25 protein-coding genes are annotated in these 23,207 nt (G+C 67.6%); 7 read left to right on the top strand and 18 right to left on the bottom strand.

Annotated elements, in window-relative coordinates; all coding sequences use genetic code 11:
• The first annotated feature begins 41 nt into the window (after positions 1 to 41).
• Positions 42 to 581 carry a Smr/MutS family protein gene (locus tag ACO6VK_RS12045; RefSeq protein ID WP_136006373.1) on the top strand — a complete coding sequence of 180 codons (540 nt, stop codon included), beginning with the start codon at positions 42 to 44 and terminating at the stop codon, positions 579 to 581.
• 249 nt (positions 582 to 830) lie between these two features.
• On the opposite strand, the gene truD is transcribed toward ACO6VK_RS12045, so the two are convergent.
• From truD to ACO6VK_RS12005, 8 genes are all read right to left on the bottom strand, one after another.
• Positions 831 to 1,871 carry a tRNA pseudouridine(13) synthase TruD gene (gene truD, locus ACO6VK_RS12040; protein WP_422507430.1) on the bottom strand — a complete coding sequence of 347 codons (1,041 nt, stop codon included), beginning with the start codon at positions 1,869 to 1,871 and terminating at the stop codon, positions 831 to 833.
• Positions 1,868 to 2,362, bottom strand: coding sequence for a 2-C-methyl-D-erythritol 2,4-cyclodiphosphate synthase (gene ispF, locus ACO6VK_RS12035; RefSeq protein ID WP_422507428.1), 495 nt, complete (start codon positions 2,360 to 2,362; stop codon positions 1,868 to 1,870). Before ispF ends, truD begins: the two co-directional genes overlap by 4 nt.
• A gap of 64 nt (positions 2,363 to 2,426) precedes the next feature.
• The gene (ispD, locus tag ACO6VK_RS12030) at positions 2,427 to 3,125 is read right to left on the bottom strand and encodes a 2-C-methyl-D-erythritol 4-phosphate cytidylyltransferase (protein ID WP_422507507.1); all 699 of its coding nucleotides are present in this window, start codon (positions 3,123 to 3,125) and stop codon (positions 2,427 to 2,429) included.
• Positions 3,122 to 3,472 carry a cell division protein FtsB gene (gene ftsB, locus ACO6VK_RS12025; RefSeq protein ID WP_411850595.1) on the bottom strand — a complete coding sequence of 117 codons (351 nt, stop codon included), beginning with the start codon at positions 3,470 to 3,472 and terminating at the stop codon, positions 3,122 to 3,124. The genes ispD and ftsB overlap by 4 nt, the downstream gene beginning before the upstream one ends.
• 4 nt (positions 3,473 to 3,476) lie before the next feature.
• Positions 3,477 to 4,763, bottom strand: a complete 1,287-nt coding sequence (gene eno / locus ACO6VK_RS12020) for a phosphopyruvate hydratase (RefSeq protein WP_422507425.1) — start codon at positions 4,761 to 4,763, stop codon at positions 3,477 to 3,479.
• 65 nt (positions 4,764 to 4,828) lie between these two features.
• Positions 4,829 to 5,254 carry a hypothetical protein gene (locus tag ACO6VK_RS12015; RefSeq protein ID WP_422507423.1) on the bottom strand — a complete coding sequence of 142 codons (426 nt, stop codon included), beginning with the start codon at positions 5,252 to 5,254 and terminating at the stop codon, positions 4,829 to 4,831.
• On the bottom strand, positions 5,251 to 6,906 hold the full coding sequence (locus ACO6VK_RS12010; protein ID WP_422507421.1) for a CTP synthase: 1,656 nt from the start codon (positions 6,904 to 6,906) through the stop codon (positions 5,251 to 5,253). The genes ACO6VK_RS12015 and ACO6VK_RS12010 overlap by 4 nt, the downstream gene beginning before the upstream one ends.
• Before the next feature lie 381 nt (positions 6,907 to 7,287).
• Positions 7,288 to 7,527 (bottom strand): hypothetical protein, encoded by a 240-nt coding sequence (locus tag ACO6VK_RS12005; protein WP_422507419.1) that lies wholly within the window; start codon positions 7,525 to 7,527, stop codon positions 7,288 to 7,290.
• Positions 7,528 to 7,687: 160 nt separating this feature from the next.
• Between ACO6VK_RS12005 and parE the strand changes: the two genes are divergently transcribed.
• Positions 7,688 to 9,577 (top strand): DNA topoisomerase IV subunit B, encoded by a 1,890-nt coding sequence (parE, locus tag ACO6VK_RS12000; RefSeq protein WP_411850590.1) that lies wholly within the window; start codon positions 7,688 to 7,690, stop codon positions 9,575 to 9,577.
• Between the two features lie 135 nt (positions 9,578 to 9,712).
• The gene (locus ACO6VK_RS11995) at positions 9,713 to 10,264 is read left to right on the top strand and encodes a GNAT family N-acetyltransferase (protein ID WP_422507417.1); all 552 of its coding nucleotides are present in this window, start codon (positions 9,713 to 9,715) and stop codon (positions 10,262 to 10,264) included.
• A 61-nt stretch (positions 10,265 to 10,325) separates the two neighbouring features.
• On the opposite strand, the gene ACO6VK_RS11990 is transcribed toward ACO6VK_RS11995, so the two are convergent.
• Both ACO6VK_RS11990 and ACO6VK_RS11985 read right to left on the bottom strand, forming a co-directional pair.
• Complete coding sequence (locus tag ACO6VK_RS11990) at positions 10,326 to 11,447, bottom strand: inorganic phosphate transporter (protein ID WP_411850588.1); 1,122 nt, start codon at positions 11,445 to 11,447, stop codon at positions 10,326 to 10,328.
• A 13-nt stretch (positions 11,448 to 11,460) separates the two neighbouring features.
• Positions 11,461 to 12,087 (bottom strand): DUF47 domain-containing protein, encoded by a 627-nt coding sequence (locus ACO6VK_RS11985; RefSeq protein WP_136006363.1) that lies wholly within the window; start codon positions 12,085 to 12,087, stop codon positions 11,461 to 11,463.
• A gap of 283 nt (positions 12,088 to 12,370) precedes the next feature.
• Between ACO6VK_RS11985 and ACO6VK_RS11980 the strand changes: the two genes are divergently transcribed.
• Complete coding sequence (locus ACO6VK_RS11980; RefSeq protein ID WP_411850587.1) at positions 12,371 to 13,714, top strand: hemolysin family protein; 1,344 nt, start codon at positions 12,371 to 12,373, stop codon at positions 13,712 to 13,714.
• Complete coding sequence (locus tag ACO6VK_RS11975) at positions 13,698 to 14,354, top strand: exopolysaccharide biosynthesis protein (RefSeq protein ID WP_411850586.1); 657 nt, start codon at positions 13,698 to 13,700, stop codon at positions 14,352 to 14,354. Before ACO6VK_RS11980 ends, ACO6VK_RS11975 begins: the two co-directional genes overlap by 17 nt.
• Positions 14,355 to 14,384: 30 nt before the next feature.
• Here ACO6VK_RS11975 and ACO6VK_RS11970 read toward each other — a convergent pair whose 3' ends face one another.
• The 4 genes from ACO6VK_RS11970 to ACO6VK_RS11955 form a co-directional block, all read right to left on the bottom strand.
• Positions 14,385 to 14,885, bottom strand: a complete 501-nt coding sequence (locus ACO6VK_RS11970; RefSeq protein WP_136006357.1) for a pyridoxamine 5'-phosphate oxidase family protein — start codon at positions 14,883 to 14,885, stop codon at positions 14,385 to 14,387.
• 93 nt (positions 14,886 to 14,978) lie between these two features.
• Positions 14,979 to 15,974, bottom strand: coding sequence for an LLM class flavin-dependent oxidoreductase (locus ACO6VK_RS11965; protein ID WP_411850585.1), 996 nt, complete (start codon positions 15,972 to 15,974; stop codon positions 14,979 to 14,981).
• A 94-nt stretch (positions 15,975 to 16,068) separates the two neighbouring features.
• On the bottom strand, positions 16,069 to 16,815 hold the full coding sequence (locus ACO6VK_RS11960; protein WP_422507413.1) for a sulfurtransferase: 747 nt from the start codon (positions 16,813 to 16,815) through the stop codon (positions 16,069 to 16,071).
• A 46-nt stretch (positions 16,816 to 16,861) separates the two neighbouring features.
• Positions 16,862 to 17,227, bottom strand: coding sequence for a DUF6164 family protein (locus ACO6VK_RS11955; RefSeq protein WP_411850583.1), 366 nt, complete (start codon positions 17,225 to 17,227; stop codon positions 16,862 to 16,864).
• Positions 17,228 to 17,291: 64 nt separating this feature from the next.
• Here ACO6VK_RS11955 and ACO6VK_RS11950 point away from each other — a divergent pair, with 64 nt between their 5' ends.
• On the top strand, positions 17,292 to 17,720 hold the full coding sequence (locus ACO6VK_RS11950; protein WP_422507410.1) for an FKBP-type peptidyl-prolyl cis-trans isomerase: 429 nt from the start codon (positions 17,292 to 17,294) through the stop codon (positions 17,718 to 17,720).
• Positions 17,721 to 17,729: 9 nt separating this feature from the next.
• Positions 17,730 to 18,971, top strand: a complete 1,242-nt coding sequence (locus ACO6VK_RS11945) for a TIGR03862 family flavoprotein (RefSeq protein WP_422507408.1) — start codon at positions 17,730 to 17,732, stop codon at positions 18,969 to 18,971.
• Positions 18,972 to 18,983: 12 nt separating this feature from the next.
• Here the strand turns inward: ACO6VK_RS11945 and ACO6VK_RS11940 are convergent, their stop codons facing one another.
• The 4 genes from ACO6VK_RS11940 to ACO6VK_RS11925 form a co-directional block, all read right to left on the bottom strand.
• Positions 18,984 to 19,442 carry a GNAT family N-acetyltransferase gene (locus ACO6VK_RS11940; protein WP_422507406.1) on the bottom strand — a complete coding sequence of 153 codons (459 nt, stop codon included), beginning with the start codon at positions 19,440 to 19,442 and terminating at the stop codon, positions 18,984 to 18,986.
• 9 nt (positions 19,443 to 19,451) lie between these two features.
• The gene (locus ACO6VK_RS11935; RefSeq protein WP_422507404.1) at positions 19,452 to 21,074 is read right to left on the bottom strand and encodes an FMN-binding glutamate synthase family protein; all 1,623 of its coding nucleotides are present in this window, start codon (positions 21,072 to 21,074) and stop codon (positions 19,452 to 19,454) included.
• A gap of 31 nt (positions 21,075 to 21,105) precedes the next feature.
• Entirely contained in the window at positions 21,106 to 22,392 is a 1,287-nt protein-coding gene (locus tag ACO6VK_RS11930; RefSeq protein WP_422507402.1) for a nucleotide sugar dehydrogenase, read from the bottom strand.
• A 300-nt stretch (positions 22,393 to 22,692) separates the two neighbouring features.
• Entirely contained in the window at positions 22,693 to 23,148 is a 456-nt protein-coding gene (locus ACO6VK_RS11925) for a BLUF domain-containing protein (protein ID WP_422507400.1), read from the bottom strand.
• Positions 23,149 to 23,207: the final 59 nt, after the last annotated feature.

The following is a 23,207-nucleotide window of genomic DNA, read 5'->3' as shown; positions in this document are numbered from 1 at the left end:
GACGGTAGGCAGCGGCCATCGCCTCGCATTACGCTGTACGCATGTCACATCCTGAAGACGAAGATCCGGCTGCGCTGTTCCGCTCGGCGATCGGGGCGGTCACGCCGCTGAAGAAACCGGCCGCGCCGCCGCCCGCCACGCCGCGGCCGAAGCCGCGCGCGCGCATGGCCGAGCAGGATGACCAGGCAGCGCGCGGCGAGTTTGCCCGGCTGCTGCGCGACAGCAACCCGCTGGAGGCCGGCGATACCGCCAGTTACCGGCGCGACACCCTGCCCGCGCGCATGTTCCAGCGGCTCAAACGCGGCCAGTATTCAGTCCAGGACGAGCTGGACCTGCACGGCGCCACCGTCGCCCAGGCCGACGCGATGCTGCGCCAGTTCCTGCAGGAGGCGCATGCGCACGACTATGGGTGCGTGCGCATCATCCACGGCAAGGGCCTGCAGTCCGATGGCGGGGCGCCGGTGCTCAAGAACCTGGTGGATCGCCTGCTGCGCCTGCGCAATGACGTGCTGGCGTTTCATTCCGCGCCCGCCGGACAGGGGGGCACCGGCGCGGTGCTGGTGCTGCTGAGCAACCGCTAGCCGGGCAGAGCCCGGCTCTACGAGGGGGCGATAGCCGGGCAGAGCCCGGCTCTACGAGGGGGCGCTAGCCGGGCAGAGCCCGGCTCTACGGGGGGCGATAGCCGGGCAGAGCCCGGCTCTACGGGGACCGAGGCGCCGCGCGTTGTGCGATAGCCTGGCAGAGCCCGGCTCTACGGGGACCGAGGCGCCGCGCGTTGTGCGGCCAGCCGGGCAGAGCCCGGCTCTACGAGGTGCCGTAGCTGGGCCGCGTTACGGGGCGTCGGTCTGGCTGGCGTCGTTGACCGGGCCGAGTTCGTGCAGGACGGCGGTGGCATAGCAGCCCGGCGGCAGGGCGAAGCTAAGTTCCAGTACGTCCGGTTGCAGCCAGCGATGCTGCAGCATGGCCGGGCGCAGGCGCAGCGCGCGACGCTCCTGCTTCAGGCGCGCGCCTTCCAGGCCGGCGCGCAGCGCCAGCGACTGTTCGTCGGCGACCGCACCCAGCTCCAGCGTGGCGGCGGCGCCGCTGCTGCGCAGTTCGCCCTCGCCCCACAACGGTCCACTGGGGTGGATGTCGAAACGGGCCAGGCGGTCGGCCAGCAGGTCGGTGAACGGCTCGGGGCCGAACACGCTGCGGCTGCCGTCCAGCATCCACACCTCGCCGTCCAGCGGCGCATCCCAGTTGCCCTGCGCGACGCGTTCGGCCAATACCTGGTTGAACAGTGCCGAGCGCGCGGCAGACAGGAGCAGCGAGCGCTGGTCCGGGCGCATGCGACGCCCACCGAACATCGCCAGCGCCGCCGGCACGTTGCCACCGTCGCGGCCGAAACGCTGTTCACCGAACCAGTTCGGCAGCCCACGCGCGGCGATCAGCGACAACCGCTCGTCGATCGCGGCCGCATCACCCTGCACGTCACGCAGCACCAGCTTGAAGCGGTTGCCGGCGAGTGCACCGCGCTGCAGTTTGCGGTTGTGCCAGGTCGAATCGACGACCTCGATCTCATCGGAGGCCAGCAGCGCCGGATCCGGCGCGACCCGCTTGGGCAGGTGCACGCTGAAGCGCTGGGTGGTGACCGCATGGCGATCCTTCATGCCGGCGTAGCTGACCGCCATGTCCGGCAGCCCGGCCCAACGGGCCAGCACCTTGGCCACGTGCACGGTGTTGGCACCGCGCTTGCGCAGGGTGAGCAGCAGGTGCTCGCCCTCCCCGCTCGGCTCGAACGCGGGCAGCTCGTCGACCTGGAAGTCTTCGGGCGTGGTCCGGATGTTGGCGGTCAACAACGGCGCGCCGAACGCCAGCGGCAGCGGGATCACAGCGCCACCAGCAGCACGGTGGCCTGGGCGGCGATGCCTTCGCCGCGCCCGGTGAAGCCGAGCTGCTCGGAGGTGGTGGCCTTGACGCTGACCGCATCCAACGCGACCCCGAGCAGGCCGGCGATGCGTTCGCGCATGGCCAGCGCGTGCGGGCCGACCTTGGGCCGTTCGCAGATCACGGTGATGTCGGTGTTGCCGACCTGCCAGCCGCGCTCACGCAGAAGGCTGTTGCAGTGCTCCAGGAAGCGACTGCTGTCGGCATCCTTCCAGCGCATGTCCGACGGCGGAAAGTGCTGACCGATGTCGCCCAGTGCCAGCGCGCCCAGCATCGCGTCGCACAGCGCATGCAGGATCACATCGCCGTCGCTGTGCGCGAGCACGCCGCTGGTGTGCGGCACACGGACGCCGCCCAGCATGATGTGGTCGCCCGCGCCGAAGGCGTGGACGTCATAGCCCTGTCCGATGCGGACGGGAGGAAACGGGGTGTTCATGGCGTGAACCTGATTGTAGCGCCGGGCTCTGCCCGGCTTGGCAAGATGAAAGCGACGTGCGGAATCAGCTTCCGCGACGCGACAACACGAATTCGAAACGGGACAGATCCGACGGGGTGGTGACCTTGAAGTTGTCTTCGTTGCCTTCCACCAGCAACGGACGCAGGCCCTGCCGCTCCATCGCCATCGCCTCGTCGGTGACCTCGATGCCGGCATCGGCGGCCTCCTGCAGCGCGCGCGCCAACTGATGGCGGCGGAACAGCTGCGGGGTCAGTGCGCGCCAAAGGCGCGCCCGCGGCTCGGTGGCATCGATGCCACCGTCATCGCCGGCCCGCTTGAGGGTGTCGCGTACCGGTGCGGCCAGGATCGCGCCGACCGGGTCGTTGCGGCCCACCTCGAGCAGCCGGCCCAGATCGGCGGCGGCCAGGTTGGGACGTGCGGCGTCATGGACCAGCACGAAATCGTCGGCGCGCACGCTGTCGGGCAGCGCCTGCAGGCCGGCCAGCACCGAGCCGGCCCGGGTGGCACCGCCTACGCAGGTCAGGATCGGTTTGTCGGCAAGTGAGGTCCAGCCGGGCCAGTCCTGGTCCTGGTCGGCGATCACCACCATCACCCCGGCCACCACCGGATGCGACAACAGCGCCTCCAGGGTATGTGCCAGCAGCACGCGATCACCCGCCAGCAGATACTGCTTCGGGGTGGCACCGCCGAAGCGCGTGCCGCGCCCGGCGGCAGGAACTACCGCCCATACGCTGCCCATCAGGGTATTTCCTGATGCGGGGCGTCCGGATCGGCCACGGCGGTGGGCGCGCGCGGTGGCGCCACCGGCGCGTCTTCGACCACACGGTAGAACTTTTCACCGGGCTTGATCATGCCCAGTTCGCTGCGCGCACGCTCTTCGATGGCCGCCTCGCCTTCCTTGAGGTCCTTGACCTCGGCAGCCAGCGCGTCGTTGCGCTGCTGCAGGCCGGCATTGTCGCGCCTCTGGGACTCCACCTGGGCTTCGAGCGTCATCACTTCCCCCGAATTGCCCGGGCCGAACCAGAAGCGGTACTGCAGCCATGCCAGCAGTACCGCGAGCACCAGCAGGAGCCAGCGCCAGTCGCGCATGGGATCAGCGCTTCAGCGACACGAACGCGTCACGACCGGCGTAACGCGCGCCGGCACCGAGAGCTTCCTCGATGCGCAGCAGCTGGTTGTACTTGGCCACGCGATCGCTGCGGCACAGCGAGCCGGTCTTGATCTGGGTGGCGGTGGTGGCGACGGCGATGTCGGCGATGGTGGTGTCTTCGGTTTCGCCCGAACGGTGCGACACGACCGCCGCGTAGTTGGCGCTGTGCGCCATCGCGATGGCTTCCAGGGTTTCGGTCAGGGTGCCGATCTGGTTGACCTTGATCAGGATCGCGTTGGCGGTGCCGGACTCGATGCCTTCCTTGAAGATCTTCGGGTTGGTCACGAACAGATCGTCGCCCACCAGCTGCACCTTGTTGCCGATGCGGTCGGTCAGCAGCTTCCAGCCGGCCCAGTCGTTCTCGGCCAGGCCGTCTTCGATGGTGATGATCGGGTACTGCGCGGCCCAGTCGGCCAGGAAGTCGACGAACTGATCGGAGGTCAGGCGCTTGTTCTCGCCGACCAGGTTGTACTTGCCGTTCTCGTAGAACTCGCTGGAGGCCACGTCCAGGCCCAGCAGCACGTCTTCACCGGCGGTGTAGCCGGCCTTGCCGATCGCCTCGAGGATGGTGTCCAGCGCTTCGACGTTGCTGCGGAAGTCCGGGGCGAAACCGCCTTCGTCGCCGACCGCCGTGCTCAGGCCGTGGCCCTTGAGCACCGACTTGAGCGAATGGAAGATTTCCGTGCCGGCGCGCAGCGCTTCGGAGAACGACGGGAAACCGACCGGCAGCACCATGAACTCCTGGAAGTCCACGTTGTTGTCCGCATGCGCGCCGCCGTTGATGATGTTCATCATGGGCACCGGCAGGGTCACGTCACGGCCCTGCGCCAGGTACTGCCACAGCGCCTGCTTGTTCGACGCTGCGGCGGCATGGGCATTGGCCATCGACACGGCGAGCAGCGCGTTGGCGCCGAGACGGCCCTTGTTTTCGGTGCCGTCCAGGTCGATCAGGCGACGGTCCAGGCCTTCCTGGTCGGCGGCATCGAAGCCCTTCAGCGCGGTGGCGATGGTGGTGTTGACGTTGGACACGGCGTTGCGCACGCCCTTGCCCAGGTAACGGGTCTTGTCGCCATCACGCAGTTCCACCGCTTCCTTGGTGCCGGTCGATGCGCCCGACGGAACCGCGGCGCGGCCGAACGAACCGTCCTCCAGGACAACGTCGGCTTCCAGCGTGGGGTTGCCACGGCTGTCGAGGATTTCACGGGCGTGGATGCTGCGGATCGTGGTCATAGCGGGCCGGTTACCAGTCAGAAAGGGAAAACGCCAAAGTGCGGCGCCGAAAACGTGCCGCGTGATTATCCCTGCCCGCCCCCCGCTTGCCAAATCGGCGTGACATCGCCGATCAGCACCTGCGTGGACGCGGTGCGCTCCAGCAGCGCGGGCACCAGCAGAACCGCCGCCAGCAGCGCGAGCAGCGCCAGCCCCACGCCACCGCCGGCCCGTTGCCGGCGCAGCCGGAACGACAGCACGATGGCGACCAGCGCGGCCAGCACCACCGCCGCCGACAGCGCCAGGGTGAACAGCAGGTACGGCTGCGTGGCCTGCATGGCGTGGCTGCCGTCGCCGGGCATGCCGACGCTGGCCATCACCAGGATGGTCAGCATGAAGGCACAGCCCCACGCAGCGACGCCAAGCACCAGCGCGGCCCAGCCCCACGGCCAGGCACGCCAGTGCCGCCGCTGGCGGCGCGCTTCCAGCGCCGCCCACGGGTCCATCGTCATGCCTGCAGCGGCGCGCCGCCGGCCTTGCGCTCACGCGCGGCGCGGATGAAACCGATGAACAGCGGGTGGCCATCGCGCGGGGTCGACAGGAACTCCGGGTGGGCCTGGCAGGCCAGGAACCACGGATGCTGGTCGCGCGGCAGCTCGACCACTTCAACCAGGGTGTCGTCCATCGACTTGCCGGCGATCACCAGGCCGGCATCCTCCAGCTGGGTGCGGTAGCGGTTGTTGAACTCGTACCGGTGGCGGTGACGCTCGGACACCACGTCCTTGCCATACAGCTCGCGGGCCAGCGTGCCCGGCTTCAGGCGCTGCTCCTGCAGGCCCAGGCGCATGGTGCCGCCGAGGTCGGAGCGCTCGTCACGCTTCTCGACATCGCCGGTGGCGGTGCGCCATTCGGTGATCAGGCCGATCACCGGGTTCGGCGACTGGCGGTCGTTCTCGGTGCTGTTGGCCCCTTCCAGCCCGGCCACGTGGCGGGCGAAATCGACCACCGCGGCCTGCATGCCGTAGCAGATGCCGAAGTACGGCACGTTCTGCTCGCGGGCGAACTGCGAGGTGAGCACCTTGCCTTCGAAGCCGCGGTCGCCGAAACCGCCCGGGACCAGGATGCCGTCGACGTCCTTCAGGGCGCCCATGTCGGTGCCTTCCAGGTCCTGCGCTTCCAGCCACTTCAGGTTGACCTTGGTGCGCTGGCGCAGGCCGCCGTGCTTGAGCGCCTCGCCCACGGACTTGTAGGCGTCCTGGTGGTCCACGTACTTGCCGACCACGGCGATGGTGACTTCATCGAGCGGATGCAGCGTGGCATCCACGGCGGCCTCCCACTCGGACAGGTCGACCGGACCGGCCTTGTCGCCGAGCTTGAACTGGTTGATGACGATCTCATCCAGCCCCTGCTCGTGCAGGCCCATCGGGATGCGGTACAGCACGTCCACGTCCGGCACGCTGATCACCGCGCGCTCGGAGACGTTGGTGAACTGGGCGATCTTGCGGCGCTCGGACTCCGGCACCACCTGCTCGGAGCGGCACAGCAGCACGTCCGGCTGGATGCCGATCGAACGCAGTTCCTTCACCGAATGCTGGGTGGGCTTGGTCTTCAGCTCGCCGGCGGCGGCGATGTACGGCACCAGGGTGAGGTGCATGAACAGCGCCTTTTCCGGGCCGCGCTCGGTGCGCACCTGGCGGATCGCCTCAAGGAACGGCAGCGATTCGATGTCGCCGACGGTGCCACCGATCTCCACCAGGGCCACGTCGAAGCCTTCGGTGGCTTCGTCCATGCAGCGGCGGATTTCATCGGTGATGTGCGGGATCACCTGGACGGTGGCGCCCAGGTAGTCGCCACGGCGCTCCTTGCGGATCACGTTCTCGTAGATGCGGCCGGTGGTGACCGAATTCTTGCGGCTCAGGCGGGTGCGGACGAAGCGCTCGTAGTGGCCCAGGTCCAGATCGGTCTCGGCGCCGTCATCGGTGACATACACCTCGCCGTGCTGGAACGGGCTCATCGTGCCCGGATCGACGTTGATGTAGGGATCGAGCTTCATCATGGTGACCCGCAGGCCACGGGCTTCAAGGATGGAGGCGAGCGACGCGGCGGCAATGCCTTTGCCGAGCGAGGACACTACGCCGCCGGTTACGAAGATCAAGGGAGTCATGGCTGGGGGTGTCCTGTCAGGAAGGGGAAGACGACGCCGGCGCGCGGGGCGACGGACGACGTGAAGGGAAAATCGGGGAGGATCCGGCCCTGGGCTGCGGAAGCGTCACGCGCCGGGGTCAGGATCGGGAGAACAGTGCGGGGGCCGGTCGGCGAGGTCGGGGGGGCCGTGCCGGTCGCTGTGCGGACCGTCACCTCCTGCCTACCCTGCTGGCGATCGCGCACGATCAGGCCAGTCCATTCGCTGATGGATGACACGCACTGCTCCCGGAAAGCCATAGTTTACAGATTGAAGGCCCCAAGCCCAAGGGCCGGGTGGCAGCCTTCACAAAAAAAAGACGCCCCGGCAGTGCCGGGGCGCCTGTTGTCGGCCTGGAATGGGTCAGCGCTTCTTTCTCGCTTCCTCTTCCTCTTCCTTCTGCGGGGCCTGTTCGCCCTTGGCCTTCATCTCGGCGGTGGCAGCGGCCCGGCGCTTGGCCTTGGCCTCGGCCTCGGACTGCGCCTTGTCGGCCTGCTCGCCCTGCTGCGGCGCGGGCTGGCCCTGTCCGGCGTTCTGGGCCAGCGCCAGCGGCACGGCCACAACGGCGGCGGCAATGGCAACGATGGTCAGCAACTTCTTCATGGGTGCTCCTCGCGGTATCGGCTTGGGTGCGGGCGCCGGGGGTCCGGTTCCAGCCTGCACAGTCTATCGCGCCCCGGTCGGCCGCCCCCTGAACGTGCGGCGTGCAAAAAAGCCGCCCAGACCGCAAACTTCGCCGTCGCTTTGCGCTTTATGAAGACAGATGAACGCCCGCTATAACGCCGCCGATATTGAAGTCCTGTCCGGCCTGGACCCGGTCAAGCGCCGCCCAGGCATGTATACCGACACCGCGCGCCCGAACCATCTGGCGCAGGAAGTCATCGACAACGCCGTGGACGAGGCGCTGGCTGGCCATGCCCGCACGGTCGAGGTCACCCTGTTCAAGGACGGCAGCTGCGAGGTCAGCGATGACGGCCGCGGCATGCCCGTGGACATCCACCCGGAGGAGAAGATCCCCGGCGTCGAACTGATCCTGACCCGGCTGCATGCGGGCGGCAAGTTCAACAACAAGAACTACACCTTCTCCGGCGGCCTGCACGGCGTTGGCGTCAGCGTGGTCAACGCGCTGTCCACCCTGGTGGAAGTGCACATCAAGCGCGATGGCAGCGAACACCGCATCACCTTCCGCAACGGCGACCGCGCCACCCCGCTGGAAGTGGTCGGCAGCGTCGGCAGGAAGAACACCGGTACGCGGGTGCGCTTCTGGGCAGACCCGAAGTACTTCGATACGCCCAAGTACAACCTGCGTGCCCTGCGCCACCTGCTGCGCGCCAAGGCGGTGCTGTGCCCCGGCCTGACCGTCAAGCTGCGCGACGAGGCCACCGACGAGCAGGACACCTGGTATTACGAGGATGGCCTGAGCGACTACCTCAGGGCCGAGCTGGGCGAGCGCGAGATGCTGCCGGCCGAGCTGTTCGTGGGCCAGCTGAAGAAAGACACCGAGGTGGTGGACTGGGCCGTGGCCTGGCTGCCGGAAGGCGAGCTGGTCCAGGAAAGCTACGTCAACCTGATCCCCACCGCCCAGCACGGCACCCATGCCAATGGCCTGCGCACCGGCCTGACTGAGGCGCTGCGCGAGTTCTGCGACTTCCGCAACCTGCTGCCGCGTGGCGTCAAGCTGGCCCCGGAAGACGTCTGGGACCGCGTATCGTTCGTGCTGTCGCTGAAGATGACCGACCCGCAGTTCAGCGGCCAGACCAAGGAACGCCTGTCCTCGCGCCAGGCCGCCGGCTTCGTCGAAGGCGCCGCGCATGACGCCTTCAGCCTGCTGTTGAACCAGAACGTCGCACTGGGCGAGCAGATCGCCCAGTTGGCCATCGAGCGCGCCAGCGCGCGCCTGAAGACCGAAAAGCTGGTGACCCGCAAGAAGGTCACCCAGGGCCCTGCCCTGCCCGGCAAGCTGGCCGACTGCATCAGCCAGGACCTGTCGCGCACCGAGCTGTTCCTGGTCGAAGGCGACTCGGCAGGCGGCAGCGCCAAGCAGGCACGCGACAAGGATTTCCAGGCGATCATGCCGCTGCGCGGCAAGATCCTGAACACCTGGGAAGTCTCCTCCGGCAGCGTGCTGGCCTCCGAGGAAGTGCACAACCTGGCCATTGCCATCGGCTGCGACCCGGGCAAGGACGACATCAGCGGCCTGCGCTACGGCAAGGTGGTGGTGCTGGCCGATGCCGACTCCGACGGCCTGCATATCGCCACCCTGCTGACCGCGCTGTTCCTCAAGCATTTCCCGGCCCTGGTCGATGCCGGCCATGTGTTCGTGGCGATGCCGCCGCTGTTCCGCGTGGACGTGGGCAAGCAGGTGTTCTACGCGCTGGACGAGGAAGAAAAGCGCACCCTGCTGGACAAGATCGAGCGCGAGAAGATCAAGGGCCAGGTCAGCGTGACCCGCTTCAAGGGCCTGGGCGAGATGAACCCGCAGCAGCTGCGCGAGTCCACCATCCACCCCGACACGCGCCGGCTGGTGCAGTTGACCATCGACGATGGCGAGCAGACCCACTCGCTGATGGACATGCTGCTGGCCAAGAAGCGCGCCGGCGACCGCAAGCAGTGGCTGGAGAACAAGGGCGACCTGGCCTCGCTGGACGCCTGATCCGACACCACGCCCGCTGAAACAGCCCGCCCTCCGGCGGGCTGTTTCGTTGTGGGCCAGGCACGGACATCGCCCCTTCATCCTGCGCGCCAAGGAATCGGGTAGCGTGGCGGTCCCTCGTGGGGTGGAGCCCGCATGCATTTCGATTCGACCCTGCGCCTGGACAGCGCCCGCCTGGTACTGAGCCCGATCCGCGCGGACGACGCCCCCGCCCTGTTCGCGATCCAGTCCGATCCCGACGTGATGCGTTACTGGAACCATGCGCCGTGGACGGATATCGCCCAGGCACAGGCGCAGATCGCCGACGACCTGGCGGCGATGGTGACCGGCGTCCAGCTCAAACTGGCCATCCGCGACAGCGCGCAGGGGCCGCTGCTGGGCATCTGCGTGGTGTTCGCCATCGACGCGGACTCCGGCCGTGCCGAGATCGGCTACAACCTCGCGCCGCACGCACAGGGCAAGGGGTACATGCGCGAGGCGCTGGCGCGGTTGGCGTCCTATCTGTTCGACGAACGCGGCCTGCGCCGGCTGGAAGCGGAAATCGACCCGCGCAACGCCTCATCGGCGACGGTGCTGGAGCGGCTCGGGTTCCAGCGCGAGGGCCTGCTGCGCGAACGCTGGTGCATCGCAGGCGAACTGTCCGATTCGGCGCTGTACGGTCTGCTGGCCCGCGACCGCACGGGCTGACCCGCACGAAAAAGCCCGCCGGTTGGCGGGCTTTTTCTTCCAGTCAGGCAGGGCCCAGCGCTTACGCCCAGCCGGCCAGTTCGAACAGTTTCAGGATCAGGTAGGCACAACCGCCTGCCGCCGGGATGGTCAGGATCCAGGCCCAGACGATGCGCTCGATCACGCCGAAACGCAGCGAACGCGGGTTCTTGGCGTAACCCACGCCCATGATCGCGGTGGAAATGCTGTGCGTGGTCGACACCGGCATGCCGAAATGCGCGGCCAGGGTCAGGATGGTGGCCGAGCTGGTTTCCGCGGCGAAGCCGTGGATCGGATGCAGCTTGACCATCTTGTGACCCAGGGTCTTGATGATCTTCCAGCCACCCGACGCGGTACCGGCGGCCATCACCACCGCACAGGTCAGCACGATCCACATCGCGATGCCGTCGCCGGCGTGCGCGTCCGGGTGCATGAAGGCCAGCCAGGACGGCAGGTCGTTCAGCGCACCGGTCGCCTCGGCGCCGATCAGCGTCATGGCGATGATGCCCATCGTCTTCTGCGCATCGTTGTGGCCGTGGGCGAAGCCCATGTAGGCCGCCGACACGATCTGCGCCTTGCCGAAGAAGGCATTGACGATGCGCGGACGCGCCATGCGACCGAGCCAGCCACCGGCCTTGGCCATGCCCGCGATGATCGCCCACAGCAGCAGCATCACCACGATGCCGAGCAGGAAGCCGGCGATCGGCGAGGTGATCATCGGCAGGAACACCTTCCACAGCAGGCCCTTGTTCTGGGCCCAGGTGCCGATCCGTTCAGACCAGATCAGAGCGTCCCAGTTGTTGTGGGCGGCGGCCAGGCCGGCACCGCACAGGCCGCCGATCAACGCGTGCGAGGACGACGACGGCAGGCCCTTCCACCAGGTGATCAGGTTCCAGATGATGCCGCCCAGCAGGGCGCACAGGATCACCTGCGGGGTCACATCGACCACGTTGGTGTTGAGCAGGCCCGAGGCGATGGTCAGCGCCACGGCGGTGCCGGTCAGGGCGCCGATGAGGTTCATGAACGCCGCGAGCATCACCGCCCAGCCGGGCGAGAGCACTTTGGTCGCCACCACGGTGGCGATGGAGTTGGCGGTGTCGTGGAAGCCGTTGATGAACTCGAAGACGAGCGCGGCCAGGATCACCACCAGGACAAGGGTCAGCATGCTGTGGCGTCCGTCAGCTGTTCTTCAGCACGATCTGGTACGCCACCACACCGGCCTCGCGGCAACGGTCGATGGCTTTTTCCAGGATCTCGAAGAACTCCTTGAGCAGGAACATCTGCAGGTTGTCCAGGCGGCCGGAATAGATGTCGCGGTACAGCTCGAGCATCAGGCGGTCGGCCTCGTTCTCCAGCGAGCGCAGCTTCTCGTTGAGCGCGGTCATCCGGTCCAGGTTCATGTGGCGCAGGTCGTTGACCATTTCCACGACCACGCTGGCGGCCTGTTCAAGCATCGCCGCGCGCGGCGCGAAGTCGATGTGCTCCAGGTGGGTGGTGGCCAGCGAGTAGCGATCGGCGAACTTCTCGATCTGCTTGGGGATCTTGTACAGCGCCGAACCCAGCGCTTCGATGTCCTCGCGCTCGATCGGGGTCATGAAGCTGTCCACCAGCGCCTGGCTGATCTTGTCCGAGGCGGCGCGCTCGCGCAGGCGGGCCAGCTTGAAGGCGTCCAGCGCCGGCTGGCGATCGGCCGCGCGCAGCATCGCGTGCAGCGCCTTGGCGCTGTCCTGGGCGGCCTGCGCAGCCTCGTCCAGCAGGGTGTAGAACTGTTTGCCGGAGCCGAAAATGGTCTGCAGAGAGAACATTGAGAAACCTATTCGCCGTCGAGGAAGGACGGCACCGGGCGGAATTATGACGGTTTGATGTCCATTGCGGGTACTCCCCCCCGATCTTCACGCCCGGGTGGCCCTGCCTGAACGACTCTGTTTGCCTCACTGCCCCGGCCTTTTGTTAAGATGCGCGGGCACCTTCGGGTGCACTCTATGGACGACGACCCTTATCCCCCTCCGCGCCGCTGCGCCCCCCCGCGCCCCGGTAGCCGACATCGCTTGAACACGCCCTCCCTGCCACCAACCGGGGACGACGCCCGTGTTTGAACTTTTGATTGTCCTGGCCCTGATCCTGCTCAATGGCTTCTTCGCCATGTCCGAAATGTCGGTCATGACCTCGCGCAAGAGCCGGCTCAAGCAGATGGCCACCACCAGCAAGCGTGCCCAGCGCGCGCTGGAACTGTCCGAGAAGCCCGAAAGCTTCCTCTCCACCGTGCAGATCGGCATCACCCTGATCGGCATCCTGACGGGTGTTTACGGCGGCGACGCCATTGGCAGCGCCATTGCCCTGCACCTGCAGGACCTGTTCCCGGCGCTGTCGGCCAACTTCCCCCTGTTCAACGAACCGCAGCCCTGGTCGGCGGTGATCGGCAAGACCCTCGCCGTGGCCCTTATCACATTTTTGACGCTGATCTTCGGCGAACTGGTGCCCAAACGCCTCGCCATCACCCGTTCGGAGGACATCGCCGGACTGGTCGCGCTGCCCATGAGCGGCCTGGCCCGCATCGCCTTCCCCTTCGTCTGGCTGCTTTCGCACACCACCCGCCTGGTGCTGCGCCTGCTGGGGTTGGGCAAGGACGAAGCCGCGAGCGTGACCGAAGAAGAGATCCGCATGCTGGTGGCCGAGAGCCACGAGGCCGGCGTGATCGACGCGCATGAGCGCGACATGATGAACCGGGTGATGCGCCTGGGCGACCGCACTGCCGACAGCCTGATGACGCCGCGCAACCGGATCGCCTGGCTGGACACCGTGGCCGAGCCGGAGAAGAACATCGCGACCATGCGCGAGAACGAGTTCTCGCGTTACCCGGTTTACCGCGACAACGACCAGGACATCGTCGGCGTGCTCGAGGTGAAGAGTCTGGTGACGCGCCTGGTGCGCGACGACCACTCGCTGTTCCAGAACCTGCGCGAGCCGCTGTACGTCTCCGAATCCACCCATGCGATGAAGCTGCTGGAAATCTTCCGCGAGGAGCAGCAATCGATGGCGCTGGTGGTGGACGAGTACGGCGAGATCCAGGGCCTGGTCACCATCAGCGACCTGATGGGCGCGGTGGTCGGCCGGCTGCAGTCGGTGGAGAACGTGGACGAGGACGCCCTGGTGGTGACCCGCGAGGACGGCTCGTACCTGGTGGACGGATCACTGTCGATCGAGGACCTGCGCGAGCTGATGGGCAATGCCGAACTGCCCGACGCCGAAGACGGCGATTACTACACCCTGGCCGGCATGTGCATCCATTTCTTCGGGCGCATCCCGCACGCGGGCGAGTACTTCGACTGGGCCGGCTGGCGCATCGAGATCGTCGACCTCGACGGCGCACGCGTGGACAAGCTGCTGCTGCGTACGCTGTCCGAAGAAGAGACCGATGAACTCACCGGCTGATCCCACCCCGCCGGACCAGGACCGGCCCGAGTATCGCAACGAGGGCATCCGCACCCTGCTGGCGATGTTCGACCACGGGGATCCGGACGAGCGCCTGCGGCTGGGCCAGATCCTGCAGAACCTGCAGCAGAGCGCGTTCGGCGTGTTCCTGTTCGTGGCGATCCTGCCGGCCTTCATTCCGATCCCGGGCATCGGCGGGGCGGTCAGCGGGCCGCTGATCCTGCTGATCGGGGTGCAGATGCTGTGCGGGCTGCGGCGGCCGTGGCTGCCGGGCTTCATTGCCAACCGCGGCCCCAAGCGCGGCACCATGCACCGCTTCCTGGCGCGTATCGATGGCGCGCTGCGCCGCCTGGACCGGCTGCTCAAGCCGCGCCTGCCGGGTCTGCTGTCGCCGCTGCCGGCCCATGCCTTCACCGGCCTGCTGCTGATCCTGGTGGGGGTGCTGCTGTCGCTGCCGATCCCGTTCACCAACTACCTGTTCGGCTTCCAGCTGCTGCTGTTCGCCCTGGCCCTGCTCGAGCGCGATGGCGCGCTGATGCTGGCCAACTGGATCGGCGCGGTAGCCGCCGTGCTGTTCTTCGGCTTCAGCTCGGGCCATCTGGTGAGCTATACGGTGGAGCTGTTCCACAAGTGGTTCTAGGGTGTCCCGGCCAGCGGCCGGGCCCCACACTCAGCGCAGATCGACCACGCCATTGTCGGACAACGCGCCCGGCTCGTCGTTCATTGCCGACAACACGAAACTCAGGGCGCTGCCCAACAGGCCGCCGGGGCCATCCCAGTATTCTGCCGATTCGGCGCTGACGTGGATCAGGCGCAGGTTCGGGTCGTCCGGACCGCCGGGGAAGAACAGCTTCATCGCCGGCGACCACAGTTCCTCTGCCTTGGCGCGGTCATCGATCACCCGCGCGGTGCCGGCCACCGACACATAGGTGTTGCCCGAGGTCGAGGCGTACGCCACGTTGACCCGCGGATTCAGCGCGATCTCGGCGACCTTCGGGCTGTCGGCCGCAGTGGCGAACCACAGGTCGCCGTCGAACTCGACTTCCTGGGTACCCAGCGGACGGCTGTACAGGCGGCCGTCGACACCGACGGTGGTGAACATGGCGATGTCGATGCCGCGGATCATCTCGGCCAGCTGCCGGATGTGCTGTTGGCGGTCGTGTTCTGGCATGGGAGGACTCCTGCAAAAGGAAGTCCATCACACCGGATCGCCGGCTACGGCGGCGTGAACCGACTGGTCACGCCGCCTTCGCGGATGCATGCCTTACGACGTAGCGGTGCCGTCGCGGTGCGCCTGCATCGCCAACCCGAACGAACGCTTGCGCGCGGCATGGTCGTAGATGTTGGCGGTGAGCAGCAGTTCGTCCGGCTTGTGCCGCGCCACGAAGGCCGCCATGCCCTCGCGCACCTGGCCCAGGTCACCCACCACCGCGCAGGCCAGCGCGTTTTCCACGCCGAGCTTTTCGTGCGGCTGCCAGAAGGCCTCGATGTCGTCGATCGGCGGCGGAATCAGGCCCGGCTTGCCACGACGCAGGTTGACGAAGCTCTGCTGCTGGGTGGTGAACAGACGCTTTGCCTCGGCCTCCGAATCGGCGGCCACCACGTTCAGGCCCAGCACTGCGTAGGGCGCATCGAGGTGCTCGGAACGGCGGAACTCGCGGCGGTACACCGCCAGCGCTTCGTCCATCGCATCCGGGGCGAAATGCGAGGCGAAGGCGAACGGCAGCCCCATCGCCGCCGCCAGGCGTGCACTGAACAGACTGGACCCGAGCAGCCACACCGGCACGGGGATGCCTGCGCCGGGGACCGCACGCACCGCTTGGCCGGGCTGGGCCGGCTGGAAGTAGTGGAGCAGCTCGCGCACGTCCTGCGGGAACTGGTCGGCGCTGTCGAAGTAGCGGCGCAGTGCGCGGGCGGTCGGCTGGTCGGTCCCCGGGGCGCGGCCCAGGCCGAGGTCGATGCGGTCCGGGTACAGCGAGGCCAGCGTGCCGAACTGCTCGGCCACCTGCAGCGGCGAATGGTTGGGCAGCATGATGCCGCCGGCGCCCACGCGGATGCGCCGGGTGCCGCCGGCGACGTGGCCGATCAGGACGGCGGTGGCGGCGCTGGCGATGCCGGGCATGTTGTGGTGCTCGGCCAGCCAGTAGCGGTGGTAGCCCCAGCCCTCGGCGTGCTGGGCCAGGTCCAGCATGTTGGCGAAGGCCTGCGTGGTATCGCTGCCTTCGCAGACCGGGGCCAGATCAAGAATCGACAGGTGCATGGACGCGTTCCATCAAAGGGTATCCCCTTCAGATGGGGCCGATTCCCGGCGCCGCCATGCCCGGCAGCGGGACGCTGATTTTCGCGTTCAGCGGTTAAACGGCGGGCGTATCGACCAGCGGGGCCAGGTCCGCGTCCAGCGCCACCCGTTCATCGAACACGAAACAGCGGCCGTCATAGCCTTCCCCGCCCACGGCCTCGAAGTACCCCAGGATGCCGCCGTCGAGCTGCAGCACGTTGTCCATGCCGTCGTTGCGCATCCACAGCGCCGCCTTTTCGCAGCGGATGCCGCCGGTGCAGAAGCTCACCACGGTGCTGTCGCGCAGCGCCTCGCGGTGGGGCGCCAGCGCTTCGGGCAGATCGGTGAATTTGGTGATCGGCAGCACCAGCGCGTCCTGGAAGGTGCCGTACTCGATCTCCTGGGTGTTGCGGGTGTCCAGCATCACCACCGGCTTGCCGGCGTCGTCATGCCCCTGCCGCAGCCAGCGCTGCACCGTGGCCGGGTCCACCGACGGCGCGCGCGGATAGGCCAGCGGCTGGCCGTCGTCGATGCGGAAGCTGATGATCTCCGGCTTGACCTTGGCCTTGAGCCGGGCAAACGGCTGCATCTGGCTGTAACTGGTCTTCACCCGCAGGTCGGCAAAGCGCGGGTCGTCGCGCAGCGCGGCGTAGAACGTGTCGATGCCGGCTTCCGGGCCAGCCAGGAACAGGTTGATGCCCTCCCCGGCGACCAGCACGGTGCCACGCAGATCCGCGGCGGTAGCGCGCGCCAGCAGGGTCGCGCACAGCGCATCCGGGTCGGCGATGGAAGTGAAATGGTAGGCGGCGGTATTGGCGATCATGCCGCCATTTTACCGCCCCCTCCCCCGCTGTGGCGCCGCGAAGCGTTCAGCCGCGCAGCAGCATGAACGGCAGCAGCACCAGGGCCGCCGCCGCCGCCATGCCCAGCAGCATCGCCACGACGAACAGCGGTCGCCGGCGAGCCAGGGTCGCGAACGTCTCCGCGCTGCCATCGCGCAGGGCCGCCTGGCGCTCGGCGCGCACCCGCTCCCCGCGCGCCTGCTGGTACTCGGCCATCAAGGCCTTGGCGCGCGGATGATCCTCGTTGTCGCGGATCCAGATGCCCCCCCAGGAGATTCCCCACGGGCTGGGTTCGGTGCGGTAGTGGGCGATGCCCGCCTGGTCCAGCAGGGCGGTCACGTCCTGGATTTCATCGTCCGCGACATGGCGCAGGTTGAGCAGCAGTTTCGACATGCCGCCATGATACCGCCCGGCGATGCGCTACCCTTGCGTCCCGTTTTCCTGACCTGGAGCCGCCATGCGCCGCCTGCTCATTCCGTTGATGTTGTCGCTGCTGGCTGGCTGCACCCCGCCCGGGCCGCCGCCCGGTGGCAGCATCGCGCAGTTCCAGAAGATCGACACCCAGCCCGGTACCGGTGCCGAGGCCACGCCCGGCAGCCGCATCAGCGTTCATTACACCGGCTGGATCTACGACGAACGCACCGCCGACAAGCACGGCGAAAAGTTCGACAGCTCGGTCGATCGCGGCGAACCCTTCAGCTTCACGCTCGGCAAGGGCGAAGTCATCAAAGGCTGGGACGAAGGCTTTGCCGGCATGAAGGTCGGCGGCAAGCGCACCTTGATGATTCCCGCCGAGTACGGCTATGGCGCCCGCCGCGCGGGGCCGATCGCCCCGGGCTCCTCGCTGGTGTTCGATGTCGAGCTGCTCGACGTCACCGCACGCTGATCGTTGCGCATGAGCATTGAACACAGCGCCCCGCGACGGGTAGCGATCATCGGTGGCGGGCCGGCAGGCCTGATGGCCGCCGAGACCGTGCGTGCCGCAGGGCATCAGGTGGACGTGTACGAAGCCAAAGGCTCGCCGGGACGCAAGTTCCTGATCGCCGGCAAGGGCGGCTTGAACCTGACCCACTCCGATCCGCACGCGCTGTTCGTATCGCGCTACCGCGAGCGCGCGGCCGAGGTCGGCGACTGGCTCGCCGACTTCGATGCCGAGGCGCTGCGCGCCTGGGCGCTGGGCTTCGGCGTGGAGACCTACGTGGGCAGCTCGGGCCGGGTCTTCCCGGTGGACCGCAAGGCCGCCCCGCTGCTGCGGGGCTGGGTGCGACGGCTCAAGGAACAGGGCGTGCGCCTGCATGTACAGCACCGCTGGACCGGCTGGGATGCCAACGGCGACCTGTGCTTCGACACGGCGGAAGGCACGCACACCGTGGCGGCCGACGCCGTGGTGCTGGCGATGGGGGGCGGCAGCTGGCCCCAACTGGGTTCCGACGGCGCCTGGACGGCGCCGATGGCCGCGCGCGGCATCGACATCGCCCCTCTGAAATCGGCCAACTGCGGGTTCGATCTGGACTGGACCGCGTACTTCAGCGAACGCCAGGCCGGTGCTCCGTTGAAGCCGGTGGTGGCGCACTGGACCGACCTGCAGGGCCAGCCGCGCTCCCTGCAGGGCGAGTGCGTGATCACCGCCAACGGCATCGAAGGCAGCCTGATCTATGCGCTGGCGGCCGACCTGCGCGATACCCTGGCCCGCGATGGGCAGGTGCAGCTGCACCTGGACCTGCTGCCCGGCCAGACCGAGGCGCAGGTCCTGGACAAGCTGCTGCGCCCACGCCAGGGACGCAGCTTCGGCGAATACCTGCGCCGCCAGCTCGGTCTGGGCGGGGTCAAATCGGCGCTGCTGTTCGAGGTGCTGGGCAAGGACGCAGGCCAGTTGCCGCCCGAGCGGATCGCTGCGGCGCTCAAGCGCCTGCCGCTGTCGCCCCTGCGCCCACGTCCGCTGGCCGAGGTGATCAGCACGGCAGGCGGCGTCCGCCTGGAAGCGCTGGACGCGCAGTTGATGCTGCGCGACCTGCCCGGCACCTTCTGCGCCGGCGAGATGCTGGACTGGGAAGCCCCTACCGGCGGCTACCTGCTGACCGCCTGCTACGCCAGCGGCCTGCGCGCCGGCCGCGGCGTGATCGACTACCTGGGGTAAAGCCGGCCGGCATTACCCGCGCTGCATGCGCACCGAGGCCAGCGCCACCCCGCTCGGGTGCGCGTAGGCCTCTTCGCGCAGCGCCTGGAAACCGGCACTGCGGTAGAACGGCACGGCGTTGAGCGAGGCCGACAACACCAGCGGGCGCGACGGGTCGCCCAACGCCACCATCGCGTCCATCAACGCCCTGCCGATGCCCCGCCCGCCCTGGTCGGGATCAACGAACAACGCATCGATTTCATTGCCGGCCACGTCGATCACCCCGTAGCCCAGCAGCGCGCCCTGCGCGTCCTCGGCGACGATGCAGCCGCCCTGCCCGAGCAGCGCGCGGTAGTGCGCCGGCGGTGGCGAGGCCGCCCACGGCGCGATCACCTCGGGTGGATAGGCCGCGCTGCAGAGTTCGCGCACGCAACGCGTGCGCAGTGCCCACAGGATGTCGGCTTCGTCGGGCCGGCCGCTACGCAGGTGCATAGGCATCCCTCACCGTGACTTGCTGGAGCGCAGCGCCTGGATGCGCGCGGGCGGCTGGAAGGAATCGCTGCGCGCGTCGGCCCAGTAATCGTGGAACACCGCGTGGTCCGGCACCCGGCGCAGCAGCTCGCCGGGCGAGAGGTAGCGGTACAGCGATGCCAGCGAGCGGATCTCCACCGGCGATACCCGACGCAGGATGTGTTCCGGCCCCAGCTCGGACGGATCGTTCAGGCCCGCCGCGCACAACAGGTCACGCAGCGCGCGCAGGGTGTTCTCGTGGTAGTTGTGCACCCGCGACGCCTTGTCGGCCGCGTCCAGGTGGCGCCAGCGATGCGGGTTCTGGGTCGCGATGCCGGTCGGGCATTTGTCGCTGTGGCAGCTCAGCGACTGGATGCAGCCCAGCGCGAACATGAAGCCACGCCCGGCATTGCACCAGTCCGCCCCCAGCGCGATGGTGCGTGCGATCTCGAAGGCGCTGGTGACCTTGCCGGCCGCACCGACCCGGATGCGATCGCGCAGGTCCAGGCCGACCAGGGTGTTGTGCACCAGCAGCAGCGCTTCGTGCATCGGTACGCCGACATGGTCGATGAACTCGGCCGGTGCCGCGCCGGTGCCGCCTTCGGCACCATCGACCACGATGAAGTCCGGCAGCAGGCCGGTCTCCTGCATGGCCTTGGCGATGCCGAACCATTCCCACGGATGGCCGATGGCCAGCTTGAACCCCACGGGCTTGCCGCCAGACAGCTCGCGCAGCCGCGCCACGAACTGCAGCAGTTCCACCGGCGTGTTGAAGGCCGAATGCCGGGACGGCGACACGCAGTCCACGCCCATCGGCACACCGCGCGTGATCGAGATCTCCTCGCTGACCTTGGCTGCCGGCAGCACACCGCCGTGGCCGGGCTTGGCGCCCTGCGAGAGCTTGATCTCGATCATCTTGACCTGATCGTGGTTGGCGTTGGCCACGAACTTCTCTTCGCTGAAACCACCGGCATCGTCGCGGCAGCCGAAGTAGCCCGAGCCGATCTCCCAGACCAGATCGCCGCCCATTTCACGGTGATACGGCGAGATCGAGCCTTCGCCGGTGTCATGGTAGAAGCTGCCGCGCCGCGCGCCTTCGTTGAGCGCGCGGATCGCATTGGCCGACAGCGAGCCGAAGCTCATCGCCGAAATGTTGAACACGCTGGCCGAGTACGGCTTGGCGCAGTTGGGCCCGATCAGGATGCGGAAGTCGTGGTGGCCGATCGACGTTGGCGCAAGCGAATGGTTGATCCACTCGTAATCCACCGCATAGGTGCTGCGCAGCGTGCCGAACGGCACCACGTCCATCTCGTTCTTGGACCGCTGGTAGATCAGCGCACGCTGCTGACGCGAGAACGGCACATCTTCCAGGTCGCTCTGAACGAAGTACTGGCGGATCTCCGGGCCGATCGATTCCAGCCCGTAGCGGAAGTGCGCCATCACCGGGTAGTTGCGGCGCAGCGTGCTGCGCTTCTGCAGCAGGTCCCAGGTGCCCAGCACCACCACGGCGGCAGTGATGCCCACGCCCCAGTACCAGGCGGGCCAGATACCGGCCAGCCACAGGCAGACCGGAAACAGCAGGATGGCGAGCAGGTAGACAAGATACCGGTGCATGGCGTTCCTCATTGCAGAAGCAACGTCGAGTCTACAACCGGTCGTCGACCACGTCGCGCGGCCACACCGACTTCACGTCATACACCACGCCGCCGGGTGTCAGCAGCGCTCGTATCTCCTCGGCGCTGTAGGCGCGGAAACGCGCATGCGCCACCGCCAGCACCACCGCGTCGTAGCCATGCGCGACCGGCGCACCGATCCAGTCCACGCCGGCATCGGCCAGCACCGCCGGCCCAACCCAGGGATCGTGCACCTCCACCTGGGCACCGCTGGCCTGCAGGGCCTGCGCCAGTTCCAGCGCACGGCTGTTGCGCAGGTCCGGGCAGTTCTCCTTGAAGGTCACCCCCAGCACCAGCACGCGCGATTGCGCCGGGAGCTTGCCGCGCCCGGCCAGCAACGCCAGCACCCGCTGCGCAACATGCCCGCCGACGCGGTTGTTGACCTGACGGGCGGTGTGGATGAGATCGGGGTGGTACCCCACGCTGGCGGATTTGTGCAGCAGGTAGTACGGGTCCACGCCGATGCAGTGCCCGCCCACCAGGCCAGGACGGAACGGCAGGAAGTTCCATTTGGTACCGGCCGCATCGAGCACGTCCTGCGTGTCGATGCCGAGCCGGTCGAAGATCAGCGCCAGTTCGTTGACCAGCGCGATGTTGACGTCGCGCTGGATGTTCTCGATCACTTTGGCCGCCTCGGCTACCCGGATCGACGGTGCCGGCCAGGTGCCGGCGCGGATGATGCGTGCATAGAGAGCGTCGACCACGGCCGCCACGGCCGGCGTGGAGCCGGACGTGATCTTGCGGATGTCGGCCAGGCGACGCTCACGGTCGCCCGGGTTGATCCGCTCTGGGCTGTAGCCGCAGTAGAAGTCCTGGTTGAACACCAGCCCCGAGCCGGCCTCCAGCAGTGGAACGCAGACTTCCTCGGTCGTGCCGGGGTACACCGTGGATTCGTAGATCACCAGATCGCCACGTTTGAGCACGCCGGCAATGAGCATGCTCGCACTGCGCAACGGCTCCAGGTCCGGCTGCTCCATCATGTCGATGGGAGTCGGCACGGTGACGATATAGACGTTGCAGGCAGCCAGCGCATCGGGGCGGTCGGTGTAGCGCGCGTGGACCGCCGAGGCCAGTTCGTCCGCCTCCATCTCCAGCGTGCGGTCGTGGCCGCGCTGCAGTTCGGCCACCCGGCCCGCATCGATGTCGTACCCCAAGGTCGGCTGCACCCGACCGAATGCCACCGTCAACGGCAGCCCGACGTAGCCCAGGCCAATGATCGCAATGTCCGGGTGCGTGGCGGCCGTGACCACCGCGCTCACGCCATCCCCCTGGACGGACGGACGGCGACGATCGGCAGGGACAGGAGGAAATCAACGAACTTCATGCGGCACGACGCCCGGGGCTTTGCAATGCCGGCAAGACTAACGCGTGCGCCGGTCCGCCACAAAATTACCCTGCCCCTGAAAAAACAATGGCCGCCGCCCGCGGAGAGTACGGACGACGGCCTGCAAAGTGGTCCAGCTGCGGTTACTACCCTTTCAGACAGCCCCAGGGTGGTACCCCGCATGACTGATCACAGCTGGTAGGCAAAGCTTAGACACTCAACCGTGATCATTGTGTTACGAACCCAGCGTGAGCGCCGCAGGTTCCAGTTCGCCATGCACCCCGGTCCACAGCTCCAGCAGGCGGGTGAATCCGACACTGCGTCCGTCCGCCGCAGGTGGCTCGACCACGAACCCCGCCCATGCGCCATCGGCGATGCTCGCCAGCACCTCCGGTTCGATCGCCGCCGACGCCATTGTCCAGCGCGGAAAGTTCCGGGCCGGGATGCGGGCATGCAACAGCTGGCGCAGATTGCGGTGCGTGCGCGAATTGAGCACGCGCTGATAAACCGAATTGACGCCGTCGTCCGGGCCTTCGAAATACTGCAGAAAATGGTGGCCGTCGAACATCAACACGCCGGTCACCCCGGCGACCTTATTGAAGCTGCCGGCCGCCGCCAGTATCTGATCTATATCGGAAGATTGAATCCCATCGACAGCGTCACTTACGTACGCAATCGCACACAGCGGCATGAAGGAGTATCCGAAGGAGTTTCCCTGACTATGCCATGAACAATTACACGTTGATAGAT

It is taken from the genome of Stenotrophomonas sp. GZD-301 (assembly GCF_049310345.1).
Taxonomy (GTDB): Bacteria; Pseudomonadota; Gammaproteobacteria; order Xanthomonadales; family Xanthomonadaceae; genus Stenotrophomonas.
This window is presented reverse-complemented; position numbering and strand designations above follow the sequence as displayed.

What these genes read in the sequence shown, in the direction of transcription:
- ACO6VK_RS12045 (WP_136006373.1), top strand. Translation starts at nt 42, where the DNA reads ATGTCACATCCTGAAGACGAAGATCCGGCTGCGCTGTTCCGCTCGGCG.
- ispF (WP_422507428.1), bottom strand. Translation starts at nt 2,362, where the DNA reads ATGAACACCCCGTTTCCTCCCGTCCGCATCGGACAGGGCTATGACGTC.
- ftsB (WP_411850595.1), bottom strand. Translation starts at nt 3,472, where the DNA reads ATGCGCGACTGGCGCTGGCTCCTGCTGGTGCTCGCGGTACTGCTGGCA.
- eno (WP_422507425.1), bottom strand. Translation starts at nt 4,763, where the DNA reads ATGACCACGATCCGCAGCATCCACGCCCGTGAAATCCTCGACAGCCGT.
- ACO6VK_RS12015 (WP_422507423.1), bottom strand. Translation starts at nt 5,254, where the DNA reads ATGACGATGGACCCGTGGGCGGCGCTGGAAGCGCGCCGCCAGCGGCGG.
- ACO6VK_RS12010 (WP_422507421.1), bottom strand. Translation starts at nt 6,906, where the DNA reads ATGACTCCCTTGATCTTCGTAACCGGCGGCGTAGTGTCCTCGCTCGGC.
- ACO6VK_RS12005 (WP_422507419.1), bottom strand. Translation starts at nt 7,527, where the DNA reads ATGAAGAAGTTGCTGACCATCGTTGCCATTGCCGCCGCCGTTGTGGCC.
- parE (WP_411850590.1), top strand. Translation starts at nt 7,688, where the DNA reads ATGAACGCCCGCTATAACGCCGCCGATATTGAAGTCCTGTCCGGCCTG.
- ACO6VK_RS11995 (WP_422507417.1), top strand. Translation starts at nt 9,713, where the DNA reads ATGCATTTCGATTCGACCCTGCGCCTGGACAGCGCCCGCCTGGTACTG.
- ACO6VK_RS11990 (WP_411850588.1), bottom strand. Translation starts at nt 11,447, where the DNA reads ATGCTGACCCTTGTCCTGGTGGTGATCCTGGCCGCGCTCGTCTTCGAG.
- ACO6VK_RS11985 (WP_136006363.1), bottom strand. Translation starts at nt 12,087, where the DNA reads ATGTTCTCTCTGCAGACCATTTTCGGCTCCGGCAAACAGTTCTACACC.
- ACO6VK_RS11975 (WP_411850586.1), top strand. Translation starts at nt 13,698, where the DNA reads ATGAACTCACCGGCTGATCCCACCCCGCCGGACCAGGACCGGCCCGAG.
- ACO6VK_RS11970 (WP_136006357.1), bottom strand. Translation starts at nt 14,885, where the DNA reads ATGCCAGAACACGACCGCCAACAGCACATCCGGCAGCTGGCCGAGATG.
- ACO6VK_RS11965 (WP_411850585.1), bottom strand. Translation starts at nt 15,974, where the DNA reads ATGCACCTGTCGATTCTTGATCTGGCCCCGGTCTGCGAAGGCAGCGAT.
- ACO6VK_RS11960 (WP_422507413.1), bottom strand. Translation starts at nt 16,815, where the DNA reads ATGATCGCCAATACCGCCGCCTACCATTTCACTTCCATCGCCGACCCG.
- ACO6VK_RS11955 (WP_411850583.1), bottom strand. Translation starts at nt 17,227, where the DNA reads ATGTCGAAACTGCTGCTCAACCTGCGCCATGTCGCGGACGATGAAATC.
- ACO6VK_RS11950 (WP_422507410.1), top strand. Translation starts at nt 17,292, where the DNA reads ATGCGCCGCCTGCTCATTCCGTTGATGTTGTCGCTGCTGGCTGGCTGC.
- ACO6VK_RS11945 (WP_422507408.1), top strand. Translation starts at nt 17,730, where the DNA reads ATGAGCATTGAACACAGCGCCCCGCGACGGGTAGCGATCATCGGTGGC.
- ACO6VK_RS11940 (WP_422507406.1), bottom strand. Translation starts at nt 19,442, where the DNA reads ATGCACCTGCGTAGCGGCCGGCCCGACGAAGCCGACATCCTGTGGGCA.
- ACO6VK_RS11935 (WP_422507404.1), bottom strand. Translation starts at nt 21,074, where the DNA reads ATGCACCGGTATCTTGTCTACCTGCTCGCCATCCTGCTGTTTCCGGTC.
- ACO6VK_RS11925 (WP_422507400.1), bottom strand. Translation starts at nt 23,148, where the DNA reads ATGCCGCTGTGTGCGATTGCGTACGTAAGTGACGCTGTCGATGGGATT.